Annotated in this window: 16 protein-coding genes and 1 pseudogene; 8 read left to right on the forward strand and 9 right to left on the reverse strand. The window is 59.0% G+C overall.

The window, feature by feature from the left end:
• Positions 1-6: 6 nt before the first annotated feature.
• Entirely contained in the window at positions 7-357 is a 351-nt protein-coding gene (locus ACVWY9_RS08455) for a hypothetical protein (RefSeq protein ID WP_414343942.1), read from the forward strand.
• Between the two features lie 109 nt (positions 358-466).
• A complete protein-coding gene (locus ACVWY9_RS08460; protein ID WP_414343944.1) occupies positions 467-889 on the forward strand; it encodes a Spy/CpxP family protein refolding chaperone in 423 nt (140 codons plus the stop codon).
• Positions 890-1,046: 157 nt separating this feature from the next.
• Here ACVWY9_RS08460 and xth read toward each other — a convergent pair whose 3' ends face one another.
• The 3 genes from xth to sfsA form a co-directional block, all read right to left on the reverse strand.
• Positions 1,047-1,832, reverse strand: coding sequence for an exodeoxyribonuclease III (gene xth / locus ACVWY9_RS08465; protein ID WP_414330217.1), 786 nt, complete (start codon positions 1,830-1,832; stop codon positions 1,047-1,049).
• A 12-nt stretch (positions 1,833-1,844) separates the two neighbouring features.
• Positions 1,845-3,104 carry a GTP cyclohydrolase II gene (locus ACVWY9_RS08470; RefSeq protein ID WP_457388065.1) on the reverse strand — a complete coding sequence of 420 codons (1,260 nt, stop codon included), beginning with the start codon at positions 3,102-3,104 and terminating at the stop codon, positions 1,845-1,847.
• A gap of 98 nt (positions 3,105-3,202) precedes the next feature.
• Complete coding sequence (gene sfsA / locus ACVWY9_RS08475; RefSeq protein WP_457388066.1) at positions 3,203-3,922, reverse strand: DNA/RNA nuclease SfsA; 720 nt, start codon at positions 3,920-3,922, stop codon at positions 3,203-3,205.
• A gap of 302 nt (positions 3,923-4,224) precedes the next feature.
• Here sfsA and ACVWY9_RS08480 point away from each other — a divergent pair, with 302 nt between their 5' ends.
• Positions 4,225-4,827, forward strand: a complete 603-nt coding sequence (locus tag ACVWY9_RS08480) for a LabA-like NYN domain-containing protein (RefSeq protein WP_414332504.1) — start codon at positions 4,225-4,227, stop codon at positions 4,825-4,827.
• A gap of 46 nt (positions 4,828-4,873) precedes the next feature.
• On the opposite strand, the gene cbiE is transcribed toward ACVWY9_RS08480, so the two are convergent.
• The 3 genes from cbiE to ACVWY9_RS08495 are packed head-to-tail and all read right to left on the reverse strand — an operon-like array spanning position 4,874 to position 7,567.
• The gene (cbiE, locus tag ACVWY9_RS08485; protein WP_457388067.1) at positions 4,874-6,133 is read right to left on the reverse strand and encodes a precorrin-6y C5,15-methyltransferase (decarboxylating) subunit CbiE; all 1,260 of its coding nucleotides are present in this window, start codon (positions 6,131-6,133) and stop codon (positions 4,874-4,876) included.
• A complete protein-coding gene (locus tag ACVWY9_RS08490; RefSeq protein WP_457388068.1) occupies positions 6,134-6,880 on the reverse strand; it encodes a hypothetical protein in 747 nt (248 codons plus the stop codon).
• A 33-nt stretch (positions 6,881-6,913) separates the two neighbouring features.
• Positions 6,914-7,567 (reverse strand): cobalt-precorrin-8X methylmutase, encoded by a 654-nt coding sequence (locus ACVWY9_RS08495; RefSeq protein ID WP_414329503.1) that lies wholly within the window; start codon positions 7,565-7,567, stop codon positions 6,914-6,916.
• 131 nt (positions 7,568-7,698) lie between these two features.
• On the opposite strand from ACVWY9_RS08495, the gene ACVWY9_RS08500 reads away from it, so the two are divergent.
• Positions 7,699-8,787: an alpha/beta fold hydrolase gene (locus tag ACVWY9_RS08500; protein ID WP_457388069.1), complete on the forward strand. Its 1,089-nt coding sequence runs from the start codon at positions 7,699-7,701 to the stop codon at positions 8,785-8,787.
• Positions 8,788-8,913: 126 nt separating this feature from the next.
• Here ACVWY9_RS08500 and ACVWY9_RS08505 read toward each other — a convergent pair whose 3' ends face one another.
• Both ACVWY9_RS08505 and ACVWY9_RS08510 read right to left on the reverse strand, forming a co-directional pair.
• The gene (locus ACVWY9_RS08505; protein ID WP_011431889.1) at positions 8,914-9,561 is read right to left on the reverse strand and encodes a flavin prenyltransferase UbiX; all 648 of its coding nucleotides are present in this window, start codon (positions 9,559-9,561) and stop codon (positions 8,914-8,916) included.
• A 166-nt stretch (positions 9,562-9,727) separates the two neighbouring features.
• Positions 9,728-10,258 (reverse strand): hypothetical protein, encoded by a 531-nt coding sequence (locus tag ACVWY9_RS08510; RefSeq protein WP_457388070.1) that lies wholly within the window; start codon positions 10,256-10,258, stop codon positions 9,728-9,730.
• A gap of 537 nt (positions 10,259-10,795) precedes the next feature.
• On the opposite strand from ACVWY9_RS08510, the gene ACVWY9_RS08515 reads away from it, so the two are divergent.
• The 4 genes and pseudogenes from ACVWY9_RS08515 to ACVWY9_RS08530 all read left to right on the forward strand — a co-directional run bounded on the left by ACVWY9_RS08515 (position 10,796) and on the right by ACVWY9_RS08530 (position 15,005).
• Positions 10,796-11,050: a DUF751 family protein gene (locus ACVWY9_RS08515; RefSeq protein ID WP_457388071.1), complete on the forward strand. Its 255-nt coding sequence runs from the start codon at positions 10,796-10,798 to the stop codon at positions 11,048-11,050.
• A gap of 273 nt (positions 11,051-11,323) precedes the next feature.
• Positions 11,324-11,507 (forward strand): annotated as a pseudogene (locus ACVWY9_RS08520) (hypothetical protein); the annotation flags it as partial.
• Between the two features lie 67 nt (positions 11,508-11,574).
• Positions 11,575-13,110, forward strand: coding sequence for a site-2 protease family protein (locus tag ACVWY9_RS08525; RefSeq protein ID WP_414375145.1), 1,536 nt, complete (start codon positions 11,575-11,577; stop codon positions 13,108-13,110).
• A gap of 44 nt (positions 13,111-13,154) precedes the next feature.
• Positions 13,155-15,005, forward strand: a complete 1,851-nt coding sequence (locus ACVWY9_RS08530) for an aspartate kinase (RefSeq protein ID WP_414375144.1) — start codon at positions 13,155-13,157, stop codon at positions 15,003-15,005.
• Between the two features lie 6 nt (positions 15,006-15,011).
• Here ACVWY9_RS08530 and psbA read toward each other — a convergent pair whose 3' ends face one another.
• Complete coding sequence (psbA, locus tag ACVWY9_RS08535) at positions 15,012-16,067, reverse strand: photosystem II q(b) protein (RefSeq protein WP_457388072.1); 1,056 nt, start codon at positions 16,065-16,067, stop codon at positions 15,012-15,014.
• Positions 16,068-16,223: the final 156 nt, after the last annotated feature.

A 16,223-nucleotide genomic window follows, 5' to 3' on the forward strand; every position in this document is an offset into this window, starting at 1 on the left:
TACCCCATGAGTGAGCACCCCAACCCCCTAGCAGACGAGCGGCTGCGCCACTTTTTGCGTCAATATCGCCCCCTCCCTCCCCCTGCGGCCTCTGGGCTGGAGGAGCAGATCCTTCAAGTTGTGGCGACTCATCCACTTCATGGCCGGCTCAAGCACCCTTGGCGTTGGGTTGGCATCTCCCTTTTGGCGGGCGCTTTGCTGGGCTGGATTGGCTATCAGCGCTGGCAGGTACAGGTGGTGGCCCAGGAGACCGAAGCCCTAGAAAGTTTTTTGGTGAGCACTTGGGGAAGCTTGCTGAGCCCAGAGGGAACAGAAACCGAAACTTGGTGGATAGAACGCGATCCAGAGGGATCCTAAATCCATCAGCCTCACGAATATCCCCCTTCATTGACCATTACACCGCTGAGACTTCTGAGACCTTGGTCAGATTCTTGGTCAGATTCTTAGAAAAAGCCTGCAAAGAGCCATGAGAAATGCTTGGATTTGGATCCCCATTTTGCCACTCTACCTGGGATCCCTGGGTGAACCGGTGATGGGCCAACCCCGCCCCCTGCGAATGATGGATTTGCGCCGCCCCTTTGCTCGCAATTTGCGGGAGCTGAACCTCTCCGACGAGCAGTTGCGGCAATTGCAGCAGATCCGCCACCGCAAACAGGAAGAGTTGTTGGAGCGCATTTTGGAGTTGAGGGCAGCCCGCGGTCGATTGCGGGAGTTGCTGGTCGGCGATGCCCCTGAGTCAGAAGTGGCAGCTCAATTTCAGCGGGTACAACAGCTAAGCCAAGAAGTAAATGCCAAACGTTTTGAGGCAGTTCTGGAAATGCGACAGGTCCTCAGCTCAGAACAGCGGCAACACCTGCTGAAAATTCTCGAAGAGGCCGCTCCATTTTAATTGGATGGCTGGTTGGTATGAGCTGTTATGGTCATTTAAACAGGAATGAAACATTTCCGCCTGGCTCCCCTCTTCCTCTGAGAGAAGGGGTGAAGGCAGTGGCAGGGAGCGTTTGGGGAGTGTCTCAACCTAGCTTGAAATGACTATAACAAGGCGCTTAAATATCCAGGGCAACAATGACAGGGGCATGATCGCTGGGTTTTTCGGCCCGCCGTGGCTCAACATCGATCCAGCAAGCGGTGGCTTTCTCCTGTAGCTCACGAGACAGATAATGATGATCAATGCGCCAGCCGCGATTCCTTTGAAACCCCCCCGAGCGATAGTCCCACCAGCTAAAATGGCCGGGATCGGGGGTGAACTTGCGAAACGCATCCTCAAACCCTAAAGCCAGGATCTCCCGCAGGGCTTGTCGCTCCGGTTCGGAAGCCATGATTTCTCCCGCTTTTTGGGGATCATAAATATCCCGATCTTCCAGGGCAATGTTGAAGTCCCCGCAGAGCAAGATGGGATCCCCTTGGCTCAGGGCAACGGCGAGGTAATCCTTCAGCGTGGCTAGCCAGCGCAATTTATAGGCGTATTTTTCCGATCCCACCTCAGAACCGTTGGGCACATAAAGGTTGAGAATACGGATCCCGCGGTAGATGGCGCTCATCAGCCGCTTTTGCTCGTCCAAATCTGCCGCCGCAGGCAGCAGCGCACCAAACCCCCGTTCTACTTTTTCCGGGGGATCCCGGCTGATCAGAGCCACACCGTTGTAGGACTTTTGCCCGTAGACCTCCACATGAAAGCCCCGCTCCTGAAAGGCCGCCCGGGGAAAGTCTTCATCCACCACCTTAGTCTCCTGCAGGCAGAGCACATCCAGGGATCCCTGGCTGTCCAGCCAAGCCAAAACCTGAGGCAGCCGGGTGCGAATGGAGTTGACATTCCAGGTAGCCACTTGCATGAGGGATCCCGCTCACTCCACCAAGGCTCTTCCTCGGATTTGGGCCAGCCGCTCCGCATCCAGCACCTCCCCCTCGGTGTAGTAGCCGGCAGCTTTTTTGGCCTCGATCTCCACACGGGCATCCGCCGGGATCAGCTCTTCTGGGATGGGCACCCGCTGCAGAACCTCAATGCCGGAGTTGGTGATGGCTCGATACTTGAGGTCGCTCATGGAAATCAGGCGATCGATTCGGGTTATGCCCAGCCAATGGAGCACATCCGGCATCAGCTCCTGGAAGCGGATGTCTTGCACCCCTGCCACACACTCGGTACGGGCGAAGTAGGCATCAGCCCGATCCCCTCCTTCCTGGCGCTTGCGGGCGTTGTAGACCAAAAACTTGGTCACCTCTCCCAAGGCGCGGCCTTCTTTGCGCAGGTACACGATCACCCCGACTCCACCGGCTTGGGCCGTCTTAACGCATTCTTCAATGCCATGCACCAGATAGGGGCGGCAGGTGCAAATATCCGAGCCAAACACATCGGAACCATTGCATTCGTCGTGAACCCGCACCGCCAGGGGCAAGGCCGGGTCGGTGATGGCAGCCACCTGCCCGATGATGTACACCGTCTGGCCACCGATGGGCGGCAAAAACACCGATAGGTCTGGGCGAGTCACCAATTCTGGAAACATGCCTCCCGTCTGCTCGAAGAGGGTGCGGCGCAGCAGGCTTTCGCTCACCTGCAATCGTTTGGCGATCCCCGGCAGGTACCAGACCGGCTCGATTGCGGCTTTGGTGACCACCAGGCTGCCGTTGTCTTTGAGGATCCGGCCATCCACCCGCAACCGCCCTTTGTTGACCGCCTCCTGCAGTTCTGGCATGTGGATGTGGGCCTGAGTAATGGCAATAGTAGGGCGAATATCGTAGCCCTGGGCATAGAGGGGGGCAAAGACTTCTCCCACAACCGCTCCCCAGGGATCCAAGGACACAATCCGGTCTGGATCTCCCCAGCTTGGGTGAGGGCCAATCGACACCACCGGGGCAGTATGGGTTAAATCGGCGCGGTGATCCGCCTGCAGAGAGCCACTGGCCACAGCCAATGCCCGGTAAACAGCGTAGGCTCCCGCATGGGTGCCGATGACATTGCGATGGGCAAGATTGGTTAGGCTACCCACCACCGGCCCCCGCCGCAGTGGATCCAAGGATCCCCAGCGAATCGGCTGGGCTTGCGTCCCATAAGGGGAGGGATGGGAGGTGAGAACAATGTGATGAGGACGGGAGGAAGGTTCGCTCATGGTCCTCAAATGCCTGGAAAATGGAAGAATCTGGAGAAAACAGAATTATAGGCGATCCCCAGCCGTTTCCAGAGAGCTTGCCCCTTCTTTTGGGGTGCTTAGACAACGATTTTGGCCAAACCCAAGGGGCGGATCCCTGTCGGCGAAACCTCGACCCGATAGGGCAACATCTCTACCCCGACCTGCAGGGCCTCACGAAACAGACGGGCATAGCGGGGATCCCGTTCTTCGCCGGGGGCAAACTCGGTGCAATCGGCGCGATTGATCCAGTACAGCAGCAGGGCACGCTGACCCTGTTGGCGGATCTGGATCAGATCTTCCAAGTGTTTTTGGCCGCGAGTGGTCACCGTATCGGGAAACAGCGCACGGGATCCCTTGGCCCAGGTGGTGTTCTTCACCTCCAGATAGGCCGAGCCAGCGTCTCCTGTCAGCAGAAAGTCGATTTTGCTCTTGCCGCAGGTCACCTCCCGTTGCCGGCGGGAAAACCCTGCCAATTGAGGAAACCACCCTCGCTCCAGCCCCCAGTCCACCAGGCGATTGGGCAAGCTGGTGTTGATCCCCACCCATACTCCATCCACCTGGATCATCTCCCAGGTGTAGGCCAGTTTCCGTTTCGGCTCTGGGTGATGGGAGAGGTACACAGGTGCCCCCACCTGACAGACCCCACTCATCGGCCCTGTGTTGGGGCAATGGGCGATGATCTGTTGCCCGTTTTCCAGCTCCACATCGGCCAAAAACCGCTTGTAGCGGCTGCACAGCACCCCTCTGTGCAAGGGGCTCGAAAAGCGGTAAGGTACCGGCCCATCCCCGCACTCCATCCCCAAAGCCTCTCCTTTCGTAGGTATTTTTCTTTAGGATTTTGGAAATCTTCTCCGGGGATCGTCTCTCCTGCGCTAGGGTGAATCATGTGTCCCAAGGCTTGGGGCAGCCTTTTACGGCTTTTTCCGACTTCATGGGAATTCTGCAGATCACTCTGGGAAGCAGTAAGATCCCTATCGCACAAGAGAGGCGTCTGCATTAGCTGTAGTCAGTGCTGCCGGAAAGAGCTGTATTGGCGATTAAACCCATTTAACACCTCTTTTTTCTGCCCTTTTGTCAAAACTTGGAGAAGAAAACCCGAATGCTGCGTCTTGATCCTGATCCCGGCTTTCAGCCTGCGGATCCCTTGCAGGACAACCGTGGGCGTGTGGCCATATTCATCGACGGATCCAATCTGTTCTATGCCGCTCTGCAACTGGGCATTGAGATCGACTACACCCGCCTGCTGAAGACTCTGAGTGGTCGGTCGCCCCTTTTGCGCTCTTTTTTCTACACCGGCGTCGATCGCAACAACGAAAAGCAGCAGGGGTTTTTGCTCTGGATGCGCCGCAATGGCTACCGCGTGGTTACCAAAGAGCTAACCCAGTTGCCCGATGGATCCAAGAGAGCCAACCTGGATGTGGAAATTGCCGTGGATATGCTGTCGCTGGTGCGCTGGTATGAGACGGCTGTGCTGGTGAGCGGTGATGGGGACTTGGCCTACGCGGTCAATGCCGTTAGCTACCAAGGGGCGCGAGTGGAGGTGGTTAGCCTGCGTTCCATGACCAGCGATCAACTGATCAACTTGGCGGATCGCTACATCGACCTGGAATCCATCAAAGACCAAATTAAGAAAACCAACCGTCCCTCCTCCGCCTACCTGTACCGACCGGGGTTCACCGCCGATGAGGAGGACGAGGGATAACTTTCCCTCCCCCACAGGGAGAAGGGAAAGCAGAGCAACGGGGGGCTTACTGGGCTTTCCAATTTGAAGGGATCCCCTGCAGCAGGTAAACCGGGTTCAGGGGGGCAAAGCGGGTACCCTCGGCCAGGACGGCAGAGCGAGAGATCTGAACGTGATCCACTCGAACTTGCCAGCCCCGAGAACGCAGCCATTGCAGGGCCTCGCTGCAGGTTTCTAGGGTAGCGAAGTTGGCCACCAAGATCCCTCCAGGCCGCAGGCGGGCTTCCACCACCGGCAGCAGGTCGCGGATCCCTTTGCCGCCGCCGCCCAGCACCACCCGATCTGGGTCGGGCAAGTTGGCCAACACTTGGGGGGCTGCCCCCGGGATCACCTGCAGGTTCTCCAGTCCAAAGCGTTGCCGGTTGCGCCGAATCAGGCAGATGCCGGCGGCATTCCGCTCAACGGCGTACACCTGAAGTTGGGGGGAAAGACGGGCTATTTCGATGGCCACCGAGCCGGTGCCGGCACCGATGTCCCACACCACGCCCTCCTGGGGGAGCTGCAGGGATCCTAAGGTGAGCAGGCGGATGGGCTGCTTGGTGATCAAGCCGGGCTGGTCGGGAAAGGTGTAGAACTGGTCGTCCGGGATCCCGACCAAAGGCCAGCGATGGGGATCTGGCTCCGGCTCTACTCGTCGCAGCACCACAACGTTGGGGCTGGGGAAAACGGCGTCTTCCCCTTCTTGGAGGGGCACGACCTGTTCTTGAGGGGATCCCAGTTGACTACAGACCCAGGCTTGGTAACGCACCGGCAGCCGCAGGTCGGCAATGAACTGGGCCAAGACGGTCGGTGTATGCTCCGGATCGGTGAGCACCACGATCACAGGGGATCCCTGCTTGAGAACGGCTTCCAACCGCTCCACTCCCCGCCCGTGCAGGCTGAGGATGGTCGCCTCTTGCCAGGGGATCTGCAGGCGGTTCAGGGCCAGCTGCACCGAGCTCACCTGCGGATAGAAGGCCAACCGCTCCGCTGGGAAATACTCCGTCAACAGCCGCCCGATCCCGAAAAAAAGCGGATCCCCGCTGGCCAACAAAACTAGGGATCCCTGAGCCATCTCCTGCTGCAAAAGCGGGATCCAACTTTCCACCGGCCCGGTGAGCGGGATCTTGCGGGCCGGATGATCGGTAAAGTGCCGGAGCAGATGAGGGGCTCCTGCCAAAACCCTGGCTTGGGAAAGGGGGGGGATCCCCCAGGAAGCCACAGAGCCATCCCCCGCTACCCCTACGACCGCAAGCTGAGGTGACCGCCCAGGTGCTGCCGTAGCCATTTAACGTTCGACAGGTGGGTGGTATTGGCGCATGTGATTGAGAAAATCCAGTCGCAGCTCCGCCACTTCCCGTTGCATTTCCCGCATCTCCCGAATAAAGCTGAGTTGAGCCTCGATCAGGCGGCCATCGCGCTCCCGAAATTGCTCCATCATCATGGCTTGCGCTTCCCTCAGTTCGGCAAACCCAGCCTGCATATCTCGGCGGCACTCCTGTATGGCCACCTCCAGCTCGTCTCCCCGCTCTTCGTTCTGTCGAATCCGCTCCTGGTTCTGTTGGATCAACGCCCTGATCTCCTGGATTTCGGTCTGGAGTTGGGCTTCCATAGCCTGCCGCTCGGCCCGCATTTCGGCCATCTGGGCCTCAAAGCGCTCGGCAGATCGTTGCTGCTCGGCCCGCATTTCGGCCATCTGAGCCTCAAAGCGCTCGGCAGATCGTTGCTGTTCAGCCCGGATCTCGGAGATTTGGGCTGCAAAGCCCTGCCGCATCTCAACCATCTGAGCCTCAAAGCGCTCAGCCGACCGCTGCTGCTCGGCTCGCATTTCGGCCATCTGGGCCTCAAAGCGCTCGGCAGATCGCTGCTGCTCAGCCCGGATCTCGGAGATTTGGGCTGCAAAGGCCTGCCGCATCTCAACCATCTGAGCCTCAAAGCGCTCAGCCGACCGCTGCTGCTCGGCCCGCATTTCTTGGATTTGTTCTTGTTGTTGCTGAAGGTTGCGAATCAGCCACTCCTCTTGTTCTGGGGTCATGGGAAAGGTCTGAAGATATCCCTTCAATTCTAGTCAGTTGGGGATGGGATCCCGTTGAGCTGCCAAGAGAAGGGCATTGACAATGGCAGCAGCAACTGGGGATCCGCCTTTGCGGCCCTCCACCCGAATCTGGGGAACATCCGTTTGCGCCAACGCCTGCTTGGCCTCTTCCACCGCCACAAATCCCACCGGCACTCCGATCACCAAAGCCGGCTTGACCCGCTGTGCCCGAATCTCCTCCACCAAAGCCAGCAACGCGGTGGGGGCATTGCCAACGACAAACAGGGCTTCTGGATAGCGGCGTGCCAAGTTCACCATCCCATTGGCGGCGCGGGTTTGACCGGGCCAACGGGGCTCCTCCACCCAGTCCAAAGCACAGTAGAGGGGGATCCCTTGGGCTTTCAGACCTGACTGGATCCCAGCTGCCACCATCCTGACATCGACAATGACAGGCTGCTTTTGCCGTAGGGCTGCCAGGGCGTGTTCAACGGCGTTGGGGCCGAAGAAAAAGCGATCCCGCAGCTCAAAGTCGGCAGTGGCATGAATGGCACGGCGCACCACCTCATAAGGGATCCCTTGCCAGGGGTGGGGGCCGATCTCCTGATCGATCTGGCGAAAGCTGGCAGCGGTAATCGGGTCTATCCCGAAGGCTTCATCCATTGGGTCTGGGGTTATGGACACAGTCATGCTGGCATGTCCTGGAAGATATAGAAGAACCGGTGGCAAAGTACGTCCTATTAAATGATGAGCCGAGGAAACCACTAAGATTGGTCTAGCCTAAATTGGAGATGAGCCTATTGTTATCACCCACTTCTCCCTTGCACGGACTCGACTCCCATCCTTCCCCTTCTGCTCCCGTCGGCGCCAATTCCGTCGGCAATCCCGGTTTCTCCTCTGTTGATGCGCCCTCCCCTTCCCCAACGGGTAGCGACAGGGATCCCTTGTCGGCTTTGCCTCGCTACGGCTACCCCCAAACCTGGCATTGGCGGGGCTGGCCCATCCATTTCACTTACACTCCCAGTCGTGCCCAAACCCCTGCCGGTGTAGTCAACTTAACGGCAGCTCCGGCCCTTTTAATCCACGGATTTGGGGCTTCGGTGGGCCATTGGCGCCACAACATCGTCCCTCTGGGATCCCAGCGCTCCGTCTATGCCCTCGACCTGCTGGGATTTGGCAAGAGTGCCAAGCCGGAGATTGCCTACAGCGTTGATCTGTGGGTGGAGCAGGTACACGAGTTTTGGCAAACTCACATTCAGCAGCCCAGCATCCTGGTGGGCCATTCCATCGGGGGCTTGGTGGGGGTAATTGCCGCCGCCCGCTATCCCCAAATGGTGAAAGGCTTGTGCTTGATCAGTTGTGCCGATGGGCCTCACCCCGAAGAATTACCCCCTCCCTGGGATGCTCTGGTGCGAGCCCTCTGCGAAGGGATTCTGTCGTTGCTGGGGTGCCCCCTCACTTATCCCCACCTCTTCAACTGGCTGCGACAAACCGAGGTGCTACGAGCTTGGATCAAGAATGTCTACAAGCGGGATGAGCAGGTGGATGACGAGCTGGTGCAGATCTTCCAGAGACCGGCCTTTGAGCCGGGGGCAGCCCACGTGTTTTTGGACGGTCTGAGGGCCATTCTCTGCCGCCGCTTCGACAGCCCCAAACGCCTGCTGCCCACCCTAAAAATGCCTATCTTGCTACTTTGGGGCCGAGAAGATCCGGCAGTGCCCAGTTTTTTGGCAGACCAATTTAAGCGCTGGCAACCTGCCCTCACCTTGGTGAAGCTGCCGGGAGTAGGCCACTGCGCCCACGACGAGCTGCCTCACTGGGTCAACACCCTCATCGGGGAATGGGCGGCCAGTCTGGAGACCTGCCCTGACTTGCCCACCCCCCTTCAGCGGGATCCCCGAGTCGGCTAGCTCAGCAAGTGATCTGAGCTATTCCCGGCAAGGTGCCACAAGTGAGGGCTATCGGCACAGGGCCCCCCCCAGCTTGGAACACCCCCAAGCCAAATCCCAGCCTGCCGCCGGGAAAAGGGATCCCGCTCAGAGATCAGGGGGCAGCTTGAGGATCTGATGCTGGCGCATCCCCTGCCAGCGGCGAATGAGATCGCCATCAATACCGAACTGATCCAACGCCTTCACCACCACAAAATCCACCAAATCTAGGATGGTACGCGGCTGGTGGTACCAAGCCGGAATGGCCGGAACAATGCGCGCCCCCGCTTCTGCCAGAGTGGTCAAGTTGCGCAGGTGGATCAGGCTAAAGGGGGTTTCCCGCGGCACCACCACCAAGCGTCGTCCCTCCTTGAGCTGCACATCAGCAGCCCGCTCCAGCAGATCCGAGCTCAAGCCGGCAGCCAACTTGGCAACTGTACCCATGCTGCACGGGATCACCAACATCCCCTGCGTGCGATAGGAGCCACTGGCAATGGTTGCCCCCACATCCTGCCAGCGATGACAAACTAGGGATCCACCGCTGCTCTCGGCTTGCTGTCGCCAAAAGTGGGCCTGCTTGCGGGGGTCTGTCGGCAGCAGCACCCCTTGTTCTCCCTGCCACACCTGATAGGCCGCTTTGGAGGCCACCACTTCGACGCGGTAGTCCAGGCTGAGCAGAACATGCAGAGCGCGCACAGCATAGAGCATCCCTGAAGCGCCTGATACGCCAAGGATGATGGGCAGAGAGGATGTCAAGGGCCGCTGGGGAACGTCTTCTGCTCAAGTCTAGCGAGGGGAGCCGTCCCTCGCCTGCTCAGGAGATCCCTAACCCACCGCTCCAAAAGACTTGCACAACGCCGGATAAAAATGCTCCTGGCACAGGTTGAAGGCAGCGCTCAAGCCCCAGTCTGGCTCTTCTCTGTTAGGTCTGCAGATTTTGCCGCCCGTTGCGGATCACCCGCAAGGACTCCACCAACCGCAACTCCAAGTCTTGCAACACCTGATCCACGTAACGGTGGGCCTCCCGCTGCAGGCGCTCCGATTCCTGCAGTGTCTGTCGCCGCACCTCCTCACTATGTTGATAGGCTTGTTGCAATAACTGCTCCGCTTGAGCTTGGGCCTGTCGCAGAATCGCCGATTCGTTGAGGAGCTGCTCAGCCCTACGTTGGGCCGCGGCCACAATTTCTTGGGCGTAGCGATTGGCCTCCGCCAAGATCCGATCCCGCTGGCGCAGCAATTCTTCCGCTTCCTCTAGGGCTATTGGCAGGTTCAGGCGGATAAAGTCTAACTGCTCCAGAATCTTTTCCTCTTCAATAAGGGTGCGAGACCAAAACAGGCGAGGGCTACTGAGAATGGCTGCCTCCAATTGATCCAGGGCCTCCTGGACGCGCATCAGAGCCAGGGTCTGATCCCCAAAGGGTACGCCGGCACGATTGGAAGGATCAGAGGGCAATTCTCGCATCAGTCTATGAAGAGGGGAGGCTGCACTGAGCAAAAGAGCAGATCAGGCAGGATAACGCCTACCATATCAGGTTCTCGGTTTCCTGAATCTGCGCAGTCTCCCCTTCGCTCCAACCACTCTTCGTGAAGTAGATGTTCTTTTTGATATGAGGGGACGATGGACTTTCTCCCTCGCGGAGGCTGTGAGCCAAGCGGCAGAGAGGCTGCTTACCGGTCGGTTGGTGCCACAGCGGCTGGGGAGCCGAGGTTGCTCGGCTGCCAAAAGAGCGCCAATGGAGGAGATTTATAGTCATTTTGAATGAATAGGAATAAAACATTTCCGTTGCCTTGCTCTCCAACCCCCCTCTCCCAGAGAGATGAGCTGGGGGGTCGCGGCAGCGGCGCGGAGCGTTTGGGGAGTGTCTCAATCTAGTTTGAGATGACTACACTTTTTGAGTTGCCGCCAGTTCCCTGAAGATGGCCAGCCTCCAGATGGTTGACAGCTACCTATGGCACACTGAGAAAAAAGGAGTTGGAGCCCCAGCCTCTTATGCCACAACCGCAGCCCCCCAGAAGACTGGAAGACCAGTTTGTGGAGAATGTCTCCCGTTATCCCACTTACTTTATTACCGTTTTGCTGGGGGGGATCTGGGCTGGCCTCCAGCCTTTTGTCGGCCTGTATCGCAAAAGTCCAACAGCGGCGGCTATGGTTACGCTAGGATCCCTTTTGTTGCTTCTATTTGTTTATTTCACCCTGCGAGGCATGACAGGGAATACCTTTTTGCCAGAATGGCTGCTGGGTTAGCCGTACAGTGGACGCCGGCAGCATAAGCACGCCTCAAGGGGATCCCTCTTTTTCGCCCCACTGCTGACAAGAAGTAAAGTGCTCCGCACCGCTCGCGCGAATGAAAAGTTTGCCCCGGAATGGTGGCGGTCTATGGGCAGGCCAAGCCTCAATTGGCTCTTCAGGGATCCCGGCTGCAAGCTGTAGCGAGGGGATTGGATTTGCCGCTAGCTTGGTAGAGCATGACTCTAGTCAATAATAAGCTCAACTATACTGAAAATAATGTATAATATGTTCAGTACGGATTACTACCAGTTGATCTTTCTGTTTACTTTCGAGTCTGCCAACATGGTAGCCAAAGCAAAGCAGAAAATTGGTAGTAAGACGACACGGAAACTGCGCTTTGGGTATTCTACTCAAAGCTTTGCGGGATACCGCCATTCTGGTTGGAAACAAACAGAATGCTATCGCTGCATAGTTGAACAGTGATGTTCAGCAGTGTTCAGCGTAAATGTATCAGGTGTTCTCCTCCGTTTTTTGAACTCATGGCAGATTGGATCCTGTTGGCGCTGGTGGGTTCTGCAACCTACCTGCTGCTGCAAAAAAGTGTGGCCCGCCTTTCGAAGGTGCCGTGGCGGATCCTGTGGCTGGTGATGATGCTGCCCCCTTTGGTTTGGGTGCTGGGGCGTCAGGTGTTTCAGTACGAATTGCCTCCCTTGCTGATGTTGCTGCTGTTTCTCACCTCCTACTTTACCAGCATGACCTTGGTGAGACGAGGGGGTATTCGGCCCTCAACCGGAGGCCCTCGGCCAGAGGTGGAAAACTCCTCTCCAGAAGCGGATCCCTCGCCGGCTGGGGAACCTGAGCCAGAGGAAGAGGAGGAAGACGGCGCCGCAGATCCGGTCTCGCTGGCTCTTGCCCACACCCCCATCTCCGAAGTGCCGCGGGAGAAGCTGAGCCATTGCTTCCCCTGGAACGTCTTTTATTTGCAAAATGTGGAGTACCGCCCCCAGGCGATCATCTGCCGGGGCAACTTGCGGGCGGATCCCAGTGAAGCCTATGAGCGGGTGCAGCAAAACGTGGAAACCACTTTCGGCAAACGCTTTTTGGTGGTGCTGCAGGAGGGGTTTGCCGGTAAGCCCTTTTTTGCCTTGGTGCCCAACCCGGCGGCGCGGCGCTCCCTGGCGGACAGTCGAGAGTTGCCGCTGCTGGCTTTGGGGCTGTTGCTATTCACCTTCTGGACAACCCTCAGTGCTGGGGCCCACGCGGCTGGGGTTAGCCCTGACCGGCTGCTGCATTTGCCCTCTCTGATGAAAGGATTGCCCTATGCGGTCGGGATCCTTGCCATTTTGGGATCCCATGAGTGGACTCGTTACTGGGTGGCCCGCCGCCACCACATCAAAACCTCGCTGCCCTATTTCATCCCGGTGCCTTTTGTCCTAGGGACTTTTGGGGCGTTTATCCAGTTGAAAGAGCCGGTGCCCAACCGCAAGGTGTTGTTTGATATCGCCGCCGCTGGGCCGCTGGCAGGGAGTCTTGTTGCTTTGGGCATGCTGTTGCTGGGGCTGGTGTTTTCAGCGCCTGCAGATCCTCCCACGGTGCCGGAGGGGCAGCCGACCCCGATTAGTTTTCATCGCATTGACCCGCGCCTATCGGTGCTGCTGGCAATTCTGGCCCGCATGGTGCTGGGGGATCAGTTGCAGCCGGGGCAGGTGATCGAGCTGCACCCGCTGGCCTTTGCCGGCTGGCTGGGCTTGGTGGTGATTGCCTTTAACCTCATGCCGGTGGGCCAACTGGATGGAGGGCACATTGTCCACGCAGTGTATGGACAGCGGATGGGAGCGAATGTGGGCCGGGTAGCCCGCTGGTTGGTGTTGCTGCTGGCTTTGACGGTGCAGCCTTGGCTGTTGCTCTGGGCGCTGCTGCTGTTTGTGATTTCCAGTGCTGACGAGCCGGCCCTCAACGATGTGACGGAACTGGACGAGGCCCGGGATCTGCTGGGGCTGGGGATGCTAACGCTGCTGGTGCTGATCCTGCTGCCGGTACCGCCGTTTTTGCAAAATGGACTGGGCTTGGCCTAGATCCGGGGTAGGATCCAAACCGCCCCTGACCTCGTTCTCCTCTCATGCAACGCAGCTTAATTGTTCAAAAGTACGGCGGTACCTCTGTCGGCTCTGTGGAGCGTATCCAGGCCGTGGCTCAACGGGTGGCCCACACGGTGAAGGCAGGGCATCGGGTGGTGGTGGTGGTCTCGGCGATGGGGGATGAAACCGATCGCCTTGTGGGCTTGGGGGAGCAGATCTTGCAGGGATCCCCGACCACACCGGCCCAGTTGCGGGAATGGGATATGCTCCTTTCCACCGGTGAGCAGGTGAGCATTGCCCTGGTGGCCTTGGCGCTGCAACGCTTGGGGTGTCCTGCCCTTTCCCTGACGGCAGCCCAGGTGGGCATTGTCACCACTCGGGATCACAGCCGGGCCCGCATTTTGCACATCCACACCGACCGCCTGTGGCAGCACCTGGAGCGGGAAGAGGTGGTGGTGGTGGCCGGGTTCCAGGGGATTACTAGCCTGGCGGAGCTGGAGATCACCACCCTGGGTCGGGGGGGATCCGACACCACGGCGGTGGCCTTGGCAGTGGCTTTGGGAGCAGAGCTGTGTGAGATCTACACCGATGTGCCGGGGATCTTCACCACGGATCCGCGTAAGGTGCCTGAGGCCAGGCTGTTGCCGGAGATCACCAGTGATGAAATGTTGGAGCTGGCCAGCTTGGGGGCCCAGGTGCTGCATCCCCGCTCGGTGGAAATTGCCCGCAACTACGGTGTGAAGCTGCGGGTGCGCTCCAGCTTGGAGCCGTTGCAGGCGGGATGCGAGGGCACTCTCATTCTTTCTCCTCCCCCCCGTCCTCGTGCTGCCGACAGCAGTATCGAGCTGGGCCTGGCGGTGGATACGGTGGAGCTGGATCGGGATCAGGCCAAGTTGGTGTTGGTGGGGGTGCCGGATCGCCCTGGCATTGCCGCCCAGCTCTTTCAGGGGATCGCGGCGGCAGGGGTGAATGTGGATTTGATTTTGCAGTCGCTCCAGTTCACAGCCGCTCACGCCAGCGGGACGGACTCCTTGCCGCAGGGATCCGTGCCCCAGCCCACCAATGACATTGCCTTTACGGTCAGTCGGTCGCAGGTGGCCGAGGCTGCAGCCGTTGCCCGGCGGATTGGCCAAGAGCTGCAGTGTGCAGCGGTGATTGTGGATGAGGCGGTGGCCAAAGTCAGCATTGCCGGGGTGGGGATGATGGGCCGACCTGGGATCGCGGCGCAAATGTTCCAGGTGCTGGCCGAGGCCGGGATCAATTTGCAGATGATCTCCATGTCCGAGATCAAGGTGAGCTGTGTGGTGGCTGCGGAGCGGGCCGGTGATGCCGCCTTGGCTCTGGGAGAGTCGTTCCAGGTGATCCCCCACTTGCATCGGGCAAAGATGCCGGCTGCCCCTCAAGACAGCCACCCGGTACGCGGTGTTGCCTTGGATTTGAAGCAATCGCGGCTGGGCCTTCGCAAAGTGCCGGATCGTCCGGGAACTGCCGCCCATTTGTTCGGGCGCTTGGCGGCTGCCGGGATCATCGTGGACACCATCATCCAAAGCCAGCGGGGCTACCACAACGGGATCCCCAGTACCGACATTGCCTTTACCGTGCCTCAGGATCAAGCGATGGCTGCTGAGGCAGTCTGCCGGCAGGTGGCCGAAGAACTCCAGGCGGCAGGCGTTGACGCGGATCACGACATTGCCAAGGTCAGCATTGTCGGCGCTGAGATGGAAACCTATCCCGGCGTCGCTGCCCGTCTGTTTGCAGCTCTGGCCGAAGCGGGAATCAACATCGAGATGATCGCCACCTCGGAGATCAAGGTGAGCTGTGTAGTGCGCCGGGATCGAGGGATCCCGGCCTTGCAAGCTATTCACCGCGCTTTCCGGCTGGACTGCCCCTAGCCTGCCTTAGGGTTGAGCCGCCAGCAGCAAGGGAAAATGATGGGCGTTGGGGGCGTGCATCACCTGGATCCCCAGATTGGCGCGGTTGAGGAGATCGGCGTAGGTGGGGATGAAGCGGCCCTGGCTGTCCAGGATGGACTGGTTGAAGTTCAAGCCGTTCAAGTTAAAGGCCATTATGCCGATACCTATTGCCGCCGCCCAAATCCCCACTGTGGGCAGGGCCGCCATCCAGAAGTGGACGGAACGGCTGTTTCTCAGGCCCAGGCCGGGGAACCCCAGCCGCCCCAAGAACGCGTAGTGCCCGGCCAGGAAGTTGTAGGTGACTTCCTCCTGCCCGAAGCGGTAGCCGGCATTTTGTGACTCTTCTTCCGAGGTCTCGCGGATTAGGCTGGAGATCACCAGGGAGCCGTGCAGGGAGGCCAGCAGAGCGCCGCCAAAGACGCCGGCCACCCCCAGCCAGCTAGCAGGGTGCATGAGGATATTGTGCTCCGCCTGGAAAGCCAGCATGAAGTAGAAGGTGCCGGCGATCCCCAGGGGCAAGCCTTCCGAGAAACTGCCCTGGCCGATGGGGTAGACCAAGAGCACTGCCGTAGCCGCCGCCGCCGGAGCGGAAAACGCCACCGCAATCCAGGGACGCATGCCCAAGCGATAGCTCAGCTCCCACTGCCGGCCCAGGTAGCACCACACCCCGATCAGGAAATGGAGCACGATCAGTTGGTAGGGGCCGCCGTTGTAGAGCCATTCATCCAAAGAGGCGGCTTCCCAAATGGGATAAAAGTGCAAGCCGATGGCCGCCGACGTGGGCACCACCGCCGCCGAGATGAGATTGTTCCCCCCTATCAAAGAGCCGATCACCGGCTCGCGGATCCCATCCACATCCACCGGCGGAGCAGCAATAAAAGCGATTACAAAACAAAAGGCAGCCGCCAACAGCGTCGGGATCATCAACACGCCAAACCAGCCGATGTACAGCCGGTTTTCGGTGCTGGTTATCCATTGACAAAAGCCATTCCAACTCCAGAGCTGCCGCGCAGCCGAGGAGCGGCGAACTACAGTACTCATAGGCCAACTCCTAAAGAGACAAAACCATTCTTTGCTTTGTCGGCTTCCTTGAACGGGGCAAAACTCTTCCCGCGCCGACCGCCAAAAGCGTCTCCTTCTTTCAGGCTAGACAGTTTTAGGGACGCCGACAGGGATCCCTAACTTTCGCAACGGGAC

The organism is Thermostichus sp. OS-CIW-31 (assembly GCF_054060305.1).